The organism is Dialister hominis, from assembly GCF_007164725.1.
GTDB lineage: Bacteria > Bacillota > Negativicutes > Veillonellales > Dialisteraceae > Dialister > Dialister hominis.
In genome coordinates this window covers 1,975,936-1,991,708 of sequence record NZ_AP019697.1, presented here as the reverse complement: position 1 = coordinate 1,991,708, position 15,773 = coordinate 1,975,936, and the positions used below count along the sequence as shown (strand labels likewise).

The following is a 15,773-nucleotide window of genomic DNA, read 5'->3' as shown; positions in this document are numbered from 1 at the left end:
ATCAAAAAAGCGTGGAGCTTCGTTTCCACGCTTTTTTGAATGCCCGTATTTGGAGTGAATGACCGTCGGCAGCCCGCCGTCTCTGTCATTTCGACCGGAACGAAGTGGAGTGGAGAAATCTCACTCCGAAATGGGACAAGCTGCATTGTGGCGGGAGATTTCTCGACTCAGAGCATCAATAGGACACAGACCATTTGCCGCCAAAACCGACATGCAGCCCCGCTCGAAATGACAGTAGAGTGGGCAGCGTGTCCGAAGTCTGACCGTCTGAGGTCTGACTGTCTAACTTCTAACTTCTATCTTCTATCTTCGCCCGCCGCCCCTGTCATTTCGACCGGAGCGAAGCGAAGTGGAGAAATCCCACTCCGAAATGGTACAAGCCTCATGACGGCGGGAGATTTCTGGGCTCAGAGTATCAATAAAGGATAAAACCTTTACCCTCATACCGACATGCAGCCCCGCTCGAAATGACAGTAGAGGGGGCTGCACCTGTGCCATTCTGCTTCTTTCAGAGATGCCTGTACACAGCTCGCCGCCCCTGTCATTTCAACCGGAGCCGGTCAGCCGCCAATAGGAAAGCCTCTTATCGGGCAGGCTGGAGGCCAACTTCGGCTGACTTGGAGACTCTATGCAGAGTCTCCACAGAGTGGAGAAATCTCACTCCGAAATAGTACAAGCCCTATTGGTGGGAGATTTTAGGGCTCAGAGTATCAATAGAGGATAAAACCTTTACCCTCATACCGACATGCCGCCCCGCTCGAAATGACAGTAGAGGTGGGGCAGCACCTGTGCCATTCTGTTTCTTCCTCAAACGCCTGTACACAGCCCGCCGCCCCTGTCATTTCGACCGGAAAGAAGTGGAGTGGAGAAATCTCACTCCGAAACGGGACAAGCAACATTGTGGCGGGAGATTTCTGGGCTCAGAGTATCAATAGGAAATAAAACACTTACCGCCAATACCGCCGTGCAGCCCCGCTCAACATGACAGTAGGGGGTCGCAGGTGTCTGATTGTCTGACCGTCTGAAGTCTGACTGTCTACCTTCTATCTTCTAATTTCTATTATCTATCGTCTATCTTCTATCATCTCATCCTCACCATCCGCTCTTTTTCCAGAAGGAAGGGATGAAAATGGAGAGGAGGGTTACGGATTCCAGCCTTCCGAAGAGCATGGACAGGCAGACGATGACCTTGGAGAAATCCGGCAGGGCTGCGTAGGTGCAGGTGGCGCCGAATGCACCGAAGGCGGGGCCGTCGTAGCTCATGGTGGAGAAGGCCACGCCCAGGGCGTCCATGAAGGCAAGGCCGTCAAACATCATGGCCCCTGCCCACAGGGTGGAGAGGGCCATGTAGATGAAGAAGAAGGCCAGCACCTAGAGTACCGTATTCCGGGAGAATTTTTCCTTTCCCACGGTCATGTGGAAAACCGCCCTTGGGTGCATGTGGAGCTTCAGAATGGCGGAGAAGCATTTGAAGAGAAGAATGAGGCGCATTACCTTCAGCCCGCCGGCGGTGGAGCCGCCGCAGCCTCCGGCTATGATGATGAGGAGAAGGATAAATTTAGCAAAGGAAGGCCATTGGTCGAAGTCGGCGGATACGTAGCCGGTGGTGGAGGACAGGGAGGCGGACTGGAAGAGGGCTTCCCGGAGGGATTCCGGAAGGGGCATATGGCCCTGAAGCACCTGGGAGGCGGTGATGAGAAGGACCGCCGCTGCCACCATGAGGAGGTAGACTTTGAATTCCGTATCCTGCAGGAGTACATGGAGACCCCGTTTCCAGGCGTCCACGTAGAGGCCGAAGTTGGCGCTGGAAATAACCATGAAAAAGGTGAGTATCATTTCCAGGGAAAAGCTGTGATAGTAGGCAATGTTTTCATTTCTGGTGGAAAAACCGCCGGTGGCAATGGTGGAGAAGGCATGGTCCAATGCTTCCCAGAAACCCATGCCCCATAGCATTAAGGCCGCCGTGGCAGCGGCGGTGAAACAAAAGTACACGCAGAAAAGGGCCAGTGCCGTTTCTTTGATGCGGGGGAGGGGCTTGGAAGAGGTGGGTCCTGTGCTTTCGGCATTCACCATTTTCGTGGTGCCCCGTCCGGCCTGGGGGAAGAGGGCCACGAAGATGACGATGATGCCCAGACCTCCCAGCCAGTGGGTCATGGCGCGGAAGAAAAGAATGGACGGCGGCAGGGGCGAAAGGTCATTGATGACGGTGGCCCCGGTGCCGGTGAGGCCGGACACGCTTTCCACCAGTCCGTCCAGCGGGGAGAGGGTGCCGGAACAGATATAGGGAATGGCATAGAGCAGGGACACGGCAATCCAGGAAAGGGCGGTGATGGCGGTGCCCTCCCGGGGCGTGAGGCTCACATTGGGAGATAGATTTCTTCTGCGGAGAAGAAGGTAAAGAAGAAGGGACAGCAGGGCAGGGATGAGGAAGGAAAGCACCGGCCCTCCGTAATAAAGGGACAGAAGGAGGGGAAGAAGGAGCACGGCGCCGGCGCCCAGAAGGATGCGGGAGAGCATGGATTGGATGATGCGGATGTTCATACTAGTCCCTGCCTTTGAAATAGGAAATCACGTCCTGCGCCCTGTCCGCCTCTGCAATGAGAATGACGCTGTCACCGGCGGCAAGGACGGAATGGCCGTCAGGAATGTAAACCCTGCCATCCCGCACATAGGCGCCTACCAGGCAGGACTTGGGGAGATTCGCCTTCATGAGGGGCTTTCCGGCGGCCTTGGAACCTTCGGGAATGACGATTTCCAAAGCCTCTGCCCTGGCCCCTTCCAGCAGGGACACAGAAACCACGCTTCCGCTCCGCACAAAGGCAAGCACCTCACCGGCCGCGAGAAGGCGGGTGGACAGGACGATGTCGATGCCCACCTGCTGCATGAGGGCGATGTATTCCGTGCGGGTCACCCGCACCATGGTCTGTCCGGCGCCCAGATGTTTTGCCAGAAGGGCCATCATGAGGTTCAGCCTTTCGTCCTTGGTGGTGCAGATAACCGTGTCCGCCTCCGATACCCCTTCCTGGGTAAGCATGTCCATGTCCGTGCCGTCGCCGCAGAGGACCATGCCCTTTTTCAGCCTTTCCACCATCTGCTGGCAGTGGTCTTCATTATTGTCGATGACCTTCACTGAAATCCCCTGCTTCTCCAGCATGGGAGCCAGGGCCTGCCCCGTGCGGCCGGCGCCGATGATGAGGGCCTTCTTCGTTCGGCGCTGGTACTTGGCATGGCTGTGGGATGAAATTTCTGCAAGGGATTCCGGATTTCCAAGGAAATACACGTTGTCCAGCGGCAGCAGCCTGTCACTGCCGTGGGGGATAATCATGTGGTGGTCCCGGAGGATGAGGGCGATGAGAACGGATGGCGGCAGGGTGATGTCCTTTAATTCCTTATGGGCAAAGGGAGAGCGGGGACTGAGTTTCATTTCCAGAAGACGCACCCGGCCTTTTGCAAAATCCTCCACGTTAATGGCGGAGGGCGTCATCACCAGCCGGCTGATTTCACGGGCCGTAATGAGCTCCGGACTCAGTACCAGGTCGATGTCGAAATTCTCCTTGATGTAGTCCACCGGCTCCGAGAGGAATTTCGGATCTCGGATGCGGGCGATGGTATGGGGAATGCCGTTCTTCTTCGCCAGCATGCAGGCGATAATATTGACCTCATCCATGGCCGTCACCGCCACCAGCAGGTCGCTCTTCGAAGCATCCCGGCTCCGCATAAAGGAAGGACTAGTGCCGTCGGCATGGATGGTAAGCACATCCAGGTCTGGGGCAACAGCGATCTCGAGGCAGAAAAGTCCAGAACCTTTGATATCGGCCTTGAATTTGAAAGAGGAAACGGCGCTGGCAAGGTGACCTATTTCCACAATAAGATCAAGAACATGATCAATTCCCAGCTGCTCGGCCGCTTCGGAAGAATCGTCCGCTACCAGTACGTCAATATCGACAATGCGGTCATGGACGGCGTCGAAGGGGAATACAGCTACCGCTTCAACAAGCACTGGGATGCCAAGGTGAACCTGACCTACCTGGATGCCAGAGACAAGGAAACGAATGCCCGCATTTCTGAAAACGCGCGCATGAACGGCCTCGTGCAGATTTCCTGGACCGATGCGAAGGAAAATCCGTGGACCGCATCTCTCTACAACCTCTGGTACAAGGATTACCTCGACGGCGAAGGAAAGAACTACACCTACAGCACGACCAATTTCGTCGTTACCAAGGACATCTCCAAGTCGACACAGATCTATGCCGGCGTCGACAACATTTTCGACAAGACATTCTCCGATGACGATGATTACTCCATTTACGGACGCACCTGGAGAACCGGCGTGACATTTAAATTCTAAGGGAGGACTTCATGAAAAGTATCGTTTTATATTCGACAAGGACCGGGAATGCGAAGATGGTGGCAGAGGCGATCGCTTCTGCGCTGCCGGAGGGGACGCCCTGCCGCAATATCCGCGAGATGAATGAGTCTCTCTCTGATTATGACTGCGTCTTCATGGGCTTCTGGGTCGACAAGGGCACGGCCGATGATGCATCCAGAAAGGTTCTGGAAAATCTCCATAACCGCCATGTGGCTGTCTTCGCGACGGCCGGCGTCAATCCGGCCAGCAGCCATGCACAGGACTGCCTCAAGAACGGCGCCTCCCTTCTTCCGGAAGGAAAGAAACCGGCAGGCACATTTATCTGCCAGGGCAAAGTCGATCCCCAGCTGATCGAAGCGATGTACAAGCGTTTCCCGGCAGACAATCCGCATGGAAGAAATCCGGAAAGCGAGGCGCGCCACAAGGAAGCTTCCACGCATCCGGATGCAGCAGACCTTGAAAATGCAGCCGCTTTTGCCCGGAATGTGATGAATTTCATCCAGGCTGAAAAGTAAGGAGAGTGCGATGGATTTAAGAAATTATTTTGACCAGCTGACGCCCGAGAAGAGGGTGATGCAGTTCGGAAGGAAGACGGATGAGCCGCTCCGTCTGGCTTTCGACAGCAAGAGGGTCGTCCATGCCGCCATGGGAGGGAGCATGGTGCCGCCTCCCATGGCGCAGAAGGTCTGGCGGGATATCATGGCAAAGCCCGTGGAAGGGCATCCGACGCAGATGGCTTATATCCATATTCCCTTCTGCAAGACGAAATGCCTCTACTGCCCCCTTCTTCCAGAACGGGACGAACCAGGACGAAGAAGACCGCTACATCGACCATCTGGTAAAGGACATCGAGATGGGTGCGGATTCCCCGCGACTCTCCAGCGCGCCGATTCAGGCCGTATTCATCGGAGGCGGCACACCGACCTCCCTCTCTCCTGAAAATGCAGGCCGCCTTCTTTCCACGATCCAGAGATGTCTGCCGCTTGCCAATGACTACGAACTCACCTTCGAAGGCCGTGTGCATGACCTCGTCCCGGAGAAGATGGACGTATGGTTCAGAAACGGCGTGAACCGCATGTCGCTCGGCGTGCAGTCCTTCGATACGAAGGTCCGTCAGGCCGTGGGCCGCATCGACGACGGGGAGACGGTATTCTCCCACCTGCAGGAGCTTCTGTCCTACAACCAGTGCGCTGTCGTCATCGACCTCATGTACGGGCTGCCGTACCAAACGATGGACGTGTGGCACAAGGACGTGGAAACGCTCGTGGAATCGGGCATCGACGGTGCTGATCTCTACCAGCTGAATGTCTTTGAACACAGCGACCTCAATCTGGCCATCCAGAGAGGGAAACTCCCTCCGGCCGCACCGACGCAGGTGCAGTCTGCCATGTTCTCCTTCGGCAAGAATTACCTCGACGCACAAGGGATACAAGCGCCTCAGTTTCTGCCACTGGGCAAGGAACAACAGGGAGCGGAGCCTCTACAATACGCAGGCCCGCTTCGGTACGCACCTCTTCCCCTTTGGCTGCGGGGCTGGCGGCCATGTCGACGGTCTTTCCACCATGCTCGACCGCAGGCTTCCGGCCTATGAAAAGGCCATCGATGAAGGAAGAAAACCGATGATGTTCCTGATGAACCAGTCGCCCAATGCCCATCTAAAAGAAGATATCCAGGGGCAGATGAATCAGAGCAGGCTCGACCTTGATAAACTGATCCAGAGGGAAGAAAAACTGGCCAGCATGGAATTCCTGGGACCATTGTGGGAAGACTACGGCCTTTGGAAGCATAACGGCTACCTGTACCAGCTGACCGAAGCCAATCAGTTCTGGCAGGTCAATATGACGCAGACACTCCTTGAAAGCGTGAACCATCTCATGGGAGAAGAAACGGAAATCCAGCACAGGAGAATCGCCGCACAGGGATAGTGCTGTTTCCTGACAGGCGGTTCGCCTGGAAACATAAAATTGGGGCTGTGGCAAAATGTGCCATCATTTTGCCGCGGTCCTTTTTGATGGGATATATTCTAGCGTTCAGCCAATTAATCAACTTGGAAGGCAGATGATAAGCTGAAGGGGAACCACAAAACCGCAGCTCCGCTGCGAGGTAATCAACCCTATCCGCCCTTCGGGCACCTTCCCCGTCTGGGAAGGCAAGTATTAGCGGCACTAGGGAACGCGCATTTTCCGGGATTTTCCATGCCCAAGCCCCATGCCCATCGGTTTGCTATACAGGGGGCGAAAAGTTATAATAGATACACTGTATGGTAAAATACAGCATGGATGATAAAATGATTCTTGACGAAAGCAGGTGATCTCATGGAAGTACATGAAGCAACGGAAATGTATATGAAGACGATCCTTGTATTGAAGAAGCGCCTTGGAACAGTGAGATCCATCGACGTGGCCAATGAAATGGGGTATTCCAAGCCCACGATCAGCATTGCCATGAAGAAATTTCGCCAGGAAGGCTTGATTACGGTGGATGAATCCAACTGCATCCATCTGACGGAGGCAGGACAGACGATCGCCGAGCGGATCTATGAAAGGCATCAGGTCCTTTCCTACATTCTGGAATCCATGGGCGTTTCCGAAAAGCACGCCCTCGACGATGCATGCAAGATCGAGCATGATATCAGCGATGAAACCTTTGCGGCCTTGAAGAAGGAATATGACAGGCTGAAAAAGGAAGAAACGCAGAAATAAAGATTGGACAATAAAAAGAACTATTGCGAAGTGATTTTTCATTTCACAATAGTTCTTTTTGCTTTTACTATAGGGTTCCTTAGTCTCTGGTAAAGAGGTCTCTGGTGTAGACTTTATCCTTGACGTCTTCGAGGTCTTTTTCTTCGCGGTTGGTGAGGATGATGTCGCATTCATCCTTGAGCTGCTGAAGGTCTTTGGTGACGGGGATGCCCATGAAGGAGTCTCCCTTGTAAGACGGTTCGTAGATGAGAAGGGGAATGTCCTTGTCCCTCAGACGCTCGATGACGCCCTGAATGGCGGAGGAGCGGAAGTTGTCGCTGCCGCTCTTCATGATGAGGCGGTAGATGCCGGCTTTCTTCGGATTTCTGGCGGCAATGCGGTCAGCGATGAAGGATTTCCTTGTCTCGTTGGAATCGACGACGGCGCGGATCATGGTTTCCGGGATGCCTTCGAAGTTCGAGAGGAGCTGGCGGGTGTCTTTCGGCAGGCAGTATCCGCCGTAGCCGAAGGAAGGATTGTTGTAGAAATCGCCGATTCTGGGGTCGTAGCCCATGCCTTTGATAATGTCGGCGGTCTTCAGGCCCTTTTCTTCGGCATAGGTGTCGATTTCATTGAAGTAGGCGACGCGGATGGCGAGGAAGGTGTTGGAGAAGAGTTTGATGGACTCTGCTTCAGACGATCCTGTGATGAGGACCGGAATGTTCTCGCGGACGGCGCCTTCCTGTTCCAGGGCTGCGAATTTTTCTGCTTCGGGGCGGAGGGCTTCTTTGCCTTTCGGGATCCCGACGATGATGCGGGACGGGTAGAGGTTGTCGTAGAGAGCTTTGCCTTCGCGGAGGAATTCCGGTGCGAAGAGAATGGAAAGGTCAGGATAGACGGCAGAAATTTCCTGGGTGTATCCGATCGGAATGGTGGATTTGATGACGACGATGGCCTTGGAACCGACGCGCTGGATCTGGGAGAGGATGGCTTCGACGGCCGATGTGTCGAAGTGGTTCGTCTCCGTGTCGTAGTTCGTCGGAGCGGCGATGACGATCAGGTCTGCTTCCCTGTATGCGCTGTCACCGTCCATGGTGGCGGTGAGGTCGAGATCCTTGTGCGCCAGGTAGTCTTCGATGTAATCGTCGACAATCGGGGATTCCTTCCTGTTGACCATATCCACTTTTTCCTGGATGACGTCCACGGCAGTAACCTTGTGGTGCTGGGAGAGGAGGATGGCATTGGAGAGGCCAACGTAGCCTGTGCCTGCAATTGCGATTTTCATGGTGAGCCCTCTTTCTGAAGAAATTATCCCTTTTATTATACACTCTTTTCTGGCCTTTAGCAGGAGAAATAGGGTGAAAATCGTTAGGTTTTAACGCTTATTCAAGAAGAGAGGGGACCTTATGAAATACTGCGATTTTATCTAAATAAAAAATTGGTTTATACTATAGATGGCAGGAGATGCAAACAAAGTGCATCTATCAGCGCATCCTTCCCGGGTCAGGCGCCCTGCCGAAGGACCGCCCCGCGGCAGGACAGTTAAACTTACGTTTTCACTCCCCGGTCCGCTGCGGGACCATCCATATTGCCCGTCTGCTCCCTCCCTGGATGAACCTTCCGCCTTGACGGCTGCGTCTCCATACCGCGCAGCCCGTAATCCCGGCTGCAGACGGGTGTGCCATCGTCCCACTCTCCATCATGGACGACGGCGGTGAAAAAGACTTCTGGTTTCCGACTAGGAGTCTTTTTTGCTGGGATTTCTTGAAGATGGCACAAACGCTTATAGCAGGCTGGGAAGAACCTATTGGTGATTACGATTTCTCTTGGAGACTGATTTCATTTATACTGACAGCAAGATTTGGAAATTTCCGTACACTCAAAGACGGATGCTGCTTCAGATATTAAACTCGCCAGACAGGAAATCCTGATCCGGAAACTTATGGCAAAGACCGGAGTGACGGAATAAGGGAAAACGCCTGAGAGGAAGATTTTTCCAGATTTCCATTCTCTTGGGCTTTCCATAATATGGCCATCAAAAAAAAAGCTGTGACAAAATTATGTAAATACTACCTTTAGCATTTCTCGAACGAAGTTCGGTTTAAGGGTTTTTTTGAGCTTGCCCCGTAGGGGGAGCTGGCGACAGAGTCGCCTGAGGAGGTTCATTTCCTCGAGCGAAGCGAGGTTTTTTGGTATTCAGACAAAGCCGGCGCATATAAGTGCTGGATAATCCGATAATAGAATATTCCAATAGAAAAAGGACTGTGGAGAAATGATTGTACATTTTGTCATATCGCTGTCCCTCAGCTTACCTGAGGGCCTTTTTCGTTGAAGTTCTGATACTTCTGATATCCATGAAATTGCCGTTACTAATCAGAATCTGTTATAAGCGAGTAAGGGAAGATTATAAGATGCGCGTATGAAATGACGGGCTCATTCACAAATATTTCTATGATCTGCTGAAAGAAGATCGCAAAACGAGTGTCTGCCTTTAGGGAAAATAGGGAATTAGTATCTGATTTTAGGGAAAACAAGTGTATTTTTGCAGCTGAAAAGAGGAAACCTATCGCAGGAATGCATAGGAGTAAAGGAAGTTAGAACAAACCGATCGACTTATAATAAAAGTATAAACTTCTTATCTCTTATTAGTATTTCTTATAATTTCCCTTTTATTATATATTGAAGTCAAAGAACGGGAGATTTAAATACGCTGATAATTAACGGAGATCTTTCATCAAGGCAGATCCGAGGAGACTGGGGAGTTTCCAGGGAACGGCCGGAAGATCCTGCATCAGCATCTCGATCAAGCAGTGGTCCGGGGGACGGACGTGAATTTTCTTTCGGGGGAAAGGGAATCACCGTAACCACTGCGGCGATATACTCGCAAGCCGCAAGGGGGGCTCTTACGATTTTGAAACGTTTTCAAAGCACCTTTTTTCGCAGCGAACGCCAGGCAAGGAAGTCCGTCTTCTTCCCCGCGTTTGACTGCGATTTTTGTTTTTTACGGCAGAGCGCCAGCCCAGGCTGATCGGCTGCCGGCATGTACCGGGAACTTTCTAAGGAAATTTTTCATTCATCCCATACGGGAATCAGCATCGCATGAGGGGGCACATCTATCTCCAAACTCCAACCTTCCCCTCTCATCGGGCATTCCATATAGTTCGTCATGACCTTCCCAATTAAAGACCGGTCCGACCCCCTTCCCATACTAGTCGGATGGCCGCATGACGGACAGTCGAAAGGCAGAACCTGCTATTCAGGCCTATTCGAGTGAAAAGGACTTCTCTCGTCAAGGAAGTCCTTTTTGCGTGGGATGGGGAGCATGGAAAAACATGAAAAACCATGAAAAACCATACAACCGCAGCTTTGCGCGTGGAACCTTTTCATATTTTAAAAACCAATGAATACTGCACCCCGATTTTAGAAATTGCACCTTTAAAAACCATACAACCGGACTCTGTCCGAGGAAATGCAACTCATCCGTCGGCTCCACCGACACCTTCCCTTCCAGGGGGGGTGCGGATATTTTTTTGGACCATTCTGGTAGTACTTACATTATCCCTAAGCTTTCTCTGTATTCTACTGGACTCATGCCGCCCAAGGTAATTTTAATTCGGTCTTCATTATACCAATGAAGATAATCGTCTAGGTAAGCTATGAATTCTTTAATGGATACACCTATCCAGCTTCTATTATAGAACATTTCGTTTTTTACTCTTCCAAAGACACCTTCACAAGCAGCATTATCCGGCGAGCACCCTTTTTTCGACATGGATCTTGTCCAGCCGAATTTCTTCATCAAGGCGATCCATCCAGGCCATTGGTAATGTATACCGCGGTCTGAATGAACGATAGGATGCTTGTCATCGCCCAGGGCCTCTCTCGCTTTTACCAGCATGGTATTGACCAGTTTGGCATTCGGCGACGTGCCGATCGTCCATGCGACAATCTTGCCGTCAAAGACGTCAGTTATAGCTGACAGGTATACTTTCCCTGCAGATATGTGGAATTCCGTAATATCTGTGAGAAGCAGCTTTCCTAATTCGTCGGCATGAAAATTCCTGTTAACGAGATTAGGGGCAGGTGAAATTTCTCCTTTGTAGGAGCTATACTTTTTAGCTTTTTTGCGGTATGGAACCAGATGATCCTCTTTCATAAAGCGGCGGACGAGCTTCTCAGAAAGAATTTTCCCATCTTTTCTGAGCGCTAACCAGATTCTCCGGTAACCATAAACCGACCGGTTCTTCTTAAATTTGTCTTTGATGGTTTCGCGTATTTCCGCATATTTATCTCCCGCCTTCATAGCGGATTTCTGGTAGAAATATGAGGCTTTAGCCATATTTAGCACCGTCAGCAGTTTCTTCAGGGGATACTTGCTGCGGCTCAGAAGGGCATCAATCACGATGGCTTTTTCCCGATTGGTCAGTGTTTTTAGACTGATGCCCTCTTCTTTTTTTATTGTTTCTGCAGCTATCTCGAGGGCTTCGTACTCGATCCGTTTAATAAGAGTCTGCTCGCCAAGCTCCTTATACTCTTTCGCAAGTGTCTGGCACTTTTCATCAAGAGACTTCGTCTTCTCTCCCAGTGACTGATTGGCTTTCAGCAATGCTTTATTCTCTTTGCGGAGGTTTTCCATATTTCTAAGCAGTACTTGCATTTCTTCTTTTAAAGATTCAATCGTTACTTCCGAGTCCTTTTTAGACATTGTTGCCAGCCTCCTTTGGAACAATTCCTCGAGGAAGCCTAAGTCCTTGTAGATAGCGTTAGAGGCTATCTCAATTTCTTCGAATGGATTCTCCTGAATCAGTGGACTGCTTCCCGTCTGTCGATCTTGCCCCCATTTTACAGGGTTCTGGTCAGCTTGCCAATGATCGTTTTCGTTAAGGTTGTATTTCTCAACCCATATTTTCAATCTCTGCGTGCTGCTGGGATAGCCTATTTCCCTGATGGTGCGCCGCAGATCGCCGCAATTTACGAAGTATTTGACGGCTAATGTTTTTTGTTTGAGAGAATATCCGTCATCAAATCCGTCTACTTCGTGAATCTCTCTGGAGAACTTGAATTCCCGGCACCATTGACGCAACACTTTTATGTCGTGAGGATAGCCGAGCGTTCTCATAATGCCTTTGAGCCCCATGCCCGAATCGACGTGCAGTTTGACTGCCTTTAAGCGCTCTTCATGCGAATACATAAATTGACCTCCTGACACCTCTGTCAATTGGTCCAACTTTTTGTCCGCGTCCCCAGGGCAAGGTCAAGACCGGCCTACGGCCCTTTTTCCCCGTCTGGGAAGGCGAGGTTAGCGGCGCTTGGGAAATGCGCGGTGTACCATTCGTCAGATCATCTTCCCATCCATTTCCTTTATATCCTCTAGTATCCTATTCATTTCCTTTATCACTCTATCAAGGAATCACATAAGATACACGTACAGCAGGGCGGATGTGTCCATGAAGTTTTCTATATGTTCTTAAAAGAAGAGTGCGTCCGTTCTTGAGGGTTTCTCATAAGACCGAGTTATTTTTTACAAAAAGTGCCGAATCCAATCGCGGAACGATGGGAAGCATATAACGGAATAGGATAGGACACTTAATTTACCCTGATTTCCTTGATACCTATAACAAAAGTGTCAACCTCTTATCTCTGACTCGTATTCCTCTTAATATCGTAATTACTATATATTTAAGACGAGAACGGGAGATTAAAAGCGCGCGTTTGAGGGGGATTCTCTATCAACGAATGGGCCGGCCTGGAACCAGGGAATTTCAGGCGGTTCATGGAGCTTGTCACTGGCAAACGCGGCGCCCCGATCCGGCAGTACGCCTTGAAAGGACTCTTTCGGGGGAAAGGGTCCATGGCGGCTGCTTAATTTGGAAAGGTATCGTTTGTGGACCGCCGGGGGGATGTACTATGATTTCGAAGAGTAGTTTTAATGCACGTATTTCCAGACGCAGCAGATGTCAGGGGGAAAAGGTACGCCTTTTCCTTGCTTCTGTCTGCGCCCTTTTGCTTTGTACGAGTGCGGCGCTGCCTGCGCAGGCTGCACCCTCCAATGATATCGTAAAGGGCCAGGGGGCATTTATCTAATATGGCATGGATCCGGTCAATACCCGCCCGAAGGGCATGAGTATCGCCATTGGAAATAATGCGAAGATCGATCTGAGCACACGAACGGAGGAGGCACTTCTTTCCTTCGGATATGGCAAGGAGAGAGGCAAAGATGATGACAGATTTGGTTACACCATAGCTGGCAACACGGAAGCGAAGGAAAATCTGCCGGAAGGAATTGCCATCGGCACGAATTCTTTCGCAAGGGCAGGATCGATTGAAATCGGCGCGCATAATCTGGGAGCGGATGTGGAGATCGGGGATACGAAGGGATCGGAATTCAGCACGTACGGCTTCAGCCCTGCAGCCGGCAGGCAGCTAGGTGTGGCCTCGACGACGGTCGGCACGAATTCGTATGCAAACGGCATGTTCACGACGACCTATGGCAGCTACGATGTGCAGTCGAGCCAGTATCAGGAACTCCATGTGGTCGATACCATTCTTGATGGATATAAGAATGCATTTGGCACTGTCGTCGGTTCCTTGAACTCCAATGAATCGATTGCCGCCTTTCCTCATTCCGGCGCGGAAAACTCCATCATCGGGACGGGAAACCGTGTCAATAACAGCAGCGGAACCATCGCCATCGGCACGGGCAATGAGGTGAAAAATACATGGGGAGTCACTTCGGCAACGATGATTCTGAGCCAGCCGCTTGATTCTCCAAAAGCCATGCAGGATGCAATCATTGACGGAGCCAAAAAAATCCAGGCGGCGCTGTCATGGCCATCGGAAATGGGAACAAGGTCGACAGCGTATCCTTTGCCCAGGTCCTTGGTACAGGGAATGAACTTAAGGGCCAAAACGGCCTATTTGATAGCGACAAGTATGTCATGATCGACGGATACAACAATAGTTTCACGAGAGCAAACAATACGACGGTCATCGGAACGGGCAGCAAGGGAAGCTATGTAACAAGCTCCATTGTCATGGATGACAACGCCAATGTGGAGAACACCAAAGGCAGCGTCATGATTGGTGATACAAACAGCGCTTCTTATGTCAATTCCTCTCTGATAGCAGGCGCTAAGAATTCCATCACCGGGACAGAGAAGACGCCAAGCGCATCCAATATCTTGTCCGGTGTGGGAAATACGGCATCCGCCGTGCAGCATGTTTCTGCCCTCGGCGCTGTCAATGGCGTGACGAATGCAGATAAGACGCAGGTTTTGGGCGATAGGAACCGTGCAACGAATACAAACCTGTCGCAGATGTTCGGCGTGAATAATGTTTTGTCCACTACGGATGGTGCAGCAGAAAATGCAAAAGATATCCAAATCGGTTATGGTAATTCAGCCATCAATGTGCAGAATGTCACTTCTATAGGTTCAGCCAATACTGTTCTTGTTTCGAAGATGTCGCAGGTCATCGGCGACAACCGTTACCTTTCCAACGCTGACCGTTCCGTCGTCATCGGGTCGGCAGACAGCAATGCGACGCAGATGACAAGCGATGATATCGTCGCTGTCGGTTACAATTCCTATGCGACAGCCTCTGGCGGCGCGGCCTTCGGTTCGGGCTCTGTGGCAGGTACGGCAGCTGGTTATGCAGGCTATGATCCGCTGACAAATCTTCTTTCCCTGAATACGTCCCCGGCCTGGAAATCGACAAGAGGCGCCGTTTCTGTCGGCGATATTTCCAAAGGCATCACCCGTCAGATCACGGGCGTCGCAGCTGGCACGCAGGACACCGATGCCGTCAACGTGGCGCAGCTGAAGAAGGTTGTCTTCGCCCGGCAGAATGCGACGCAGCCAAATATCAAGGCAGGCAACGGCATCCAGGTCATCAAGACGTCTGACGGTATGTACACCATCAGCGCGAATATCACAGGCACCACATCCGAGACGGGCCATACATCCGCCAGCGTAGGAAATACGGCCGCAGGAACGAATACGAAAACAGCAGTCACGACGCATTCCAGCCTGGCCACTGCAGACACGGCAGGCACTGCGGGCGCAGGAAATACAGGAACATCGGGCGCTAATTCCGGCGGGACGACGATTCTTCCAATTACCTCGGACAGTAATACAAGTGTCGATAATGGTGAAGTCGTCGTGATCAGGAACGTCACGGACCCGACCAGCTTCAAGGCAGACGACGGGAACAGCGCATCGATTTCCCCGAAGGGCACCCTCTCGATCCTTGGGGACAGCACGAATACGGAAACCAGTATTTCCGGAGATTCGCTGAAAGTATCGCTCAAGAAAGACATCACCGTCGACAGCGTCAAAGCAGGAAATACTACCATCAATAACGATGGCGTCACCATAAAGGGCGGTCCGTCCATGACGTCGGGCGGCATCAATGCAGGCGGCAGGAAAGTGACAAACGTCGCGACTGGAGAAATTTCCGCATCGTCCACGGACGCCGTCAACGGCTCGCAGATTCATGAACTCAAGGGCAGCATTACCAATAACACGACCCACCTGACACAGCTCGACAACCGCGTAGGCGACCTCGATCACCGTGTCAATGAAGTCGGCGCAGGTGCAGCCGCTCTGGCGGGCCTTCATCCGGTCGACTATGATCCGGACAGCAAGTAAAACGTCGCCGTCTCCGGTGGTTCCTACAAAGACCAGCAGGCCCTCGCCCTCGGCGCTTTCTACCATCCGAATGAC

Annotated in this window: 12 protein-coding genes; 7 read left to right on the top strand and 5 right to left on the bottom strand. The window is 51.8% G+C overall.

The window, feature by feature from the left end; all coding sequences use genetic code 11:
• Positions 1-1,092: 1,092 nt before the first annotated feature.
• The 3 genes from Dia5BBH33_RS11335 to trkA are packed head-to-tail and all read right to left on the bottom strand — an operon-like array spanning position 1,093 to position 3,859.
• Entirely contained in the window at positions 1,093-1,371 is a 279-nt protein-coding gene (locus tag Dia5BBH33_RS11335) for a hypothetical protein (protein ID WP_231939264.1), read from the bottom strand.
• Positions 1,372-2,541 carry a TrkH family potassium uptake protein gene (locus Dia5BBH33_RS09225; RefSeq protein ID WP_232518043.1) on the bottom strand — a complete coding sequence of 390 codons (1,170 nt, stop codon included), beginning with the start codon at positions 2,539-2,541 and terminating at the stop codon, positions 1,372-1,374.
• 1 nt (position 2,542) lies between these two features.
• Positions 2,543-3,859 carry a Trk system potassium transporter TrkA gene (gene trkA / locus Dia5BBH33_RS09220; RefSeq protein WP_370807155.1) on the bottom strand — a complete coding sequence of 439 codons (1,317 nt, stop codon included), beginning with the start codon at positions 3,857-3,859 and terminating at the stop codon, positions 2,543-2,545.
• Here trkA and Dia5BBH33_RS09215 point away from each other — a divergent pair.
• The 5 genes from Dia5BBH33_RS09215 to Dia5BBH33_RS09200 all read left to right on the top strand — a co-directional run bounded on the left by Dia5BBH33_RS09215 (position 3,743) and on the right by Dia5BBH33_RS09200 (position 7,071).
• A complete protein-coding gene (locus tag Dia5BBH33_RS09215; RefSeq protein WP_143332859.1) occupies positions 3,743-4,348 on the top strand; it encodes a TonB-dependent receptor domain-containing protein in 606 nt (201 codons plus the stop codon). The genes trkA and Dia5BBH33_RS09215 overlap by 117 nt on opposite strands.
• An 11-nt stretch (positions 4,349-4,359) precedes the next feature.
• The gene (locus Dia5BBH33_RS09210; RefSeq protein ID WP_108850462.1) at positions 4,360-4,884 is read left to right on the top strand and encodes a flavodoxin family protein; all 525 of its coding nucleotides are present in this window, start codon (positions 4,360-4,362) and stop codon (positions 4,882-4,884) included.
• An 80-nt stretch (positions 4,885-4,964) separates the two neighbouring features.
• A complete protein-coding gene (locus tag Dia5BBH33_RS09205) occupies positions 4,965-5,960 on the top strand; it encodes a radical SAM protein (protein ID WP_198419605.1) in 996 nt (331 codons plus the stop codon).
• Positions 5,932-6,294, top strand: coding sequence for a hypothetical protein (locus Dia5BBH33_RS11200; protein WP_198419604.1), 363 nt, complete (start codon positions 5,932-5,934; stop codon positions 6,292-6,294). Before Dia5BBH33_RS09205 ends, Dia5BBH33_RS11200 begins: the two co-directional genes overlap by 29 nt.
• Positions 6,295-6,684: 390 nt before the next feature.
• A complete protein-coding gene (locus Dia5BBH33_RS09200) occupies positions 6,685-7,071 on the top strand; it encodes a metal-dependent transcriptional regulator (RefSeq protein WP_022381705.1) in 387 nt (128 codons plus the stop codon).
• Positions 7,072-7,150: 79 nt separating this feature from the next.
• Here Dia5BBH33_RS09200 and Dia5BBH33_RS09195 read toward each other — a convergent pair whose 3' ends face one another.
• Together Dia5BBH33_RS09195 and Dia5BBH33_RS09190 are read right to left on the bottom strand one after the other, a co-directional pair.
• Positions 7,151-8,335: a nucleotide sugar dehydrogenase gene (locus Dia5BBH33_RS09195; RefSeq protein WP_143332858.1), complete on the bottom strand. Its 1,185-nt coding sequence runs from the start codon at positions 8,333-8,335 to the stop codon at positions 7,151-7,153.
• A 2,265-nt stretch (positions 8,336-10,600) separates the two neighbouring features.
• Positions 10,601-12,241, bottom strand: coding sequence for an IS3 family transposase (locus Dia5BBH33_RS09190; protein ID WP_108850122.1), 1,641 nt, complete (start codon positions 12,239-12,241; stop codon positions 10,601-10,603).
• Positions 12,242-13,140: 899 nt separating this feature from the next.
• Between Dia5BBH33_RS09190 and Dia5BBH33_RS09185 the strand changes: the two genes are divergently transcribed.
• The gene (locus Dia5BBH33_RS09185; RefSeq protein ID WP_143332857.1) at positions 13,141-13,992 is read left to right on the top strand and encodes a hypothetical protein; all 852 of its coding nucleotides are present in this window, start codon (positions 13,141-13,143) and stop codon (positions 13,990-13,992) included.
• Positions 13,878-15,698, top strand: a complete 1,821-nt coding sequence (locus Dia5BBH33_RS09180; RefSeq protein WP_143332856.1) for a hypothetical protein — start codon at positions 13,878-13,880, stop codon at positions 15,696-15,698. The genes Dia5BBH33_RS09185 and Dia5BBH33_RS09180 overlap by 115 nt, the downstream gene beginning before the upstream one ends.
• The last annotated feature ends 75 nt before the right edge of the window (positions 15,699-15,773 follow it).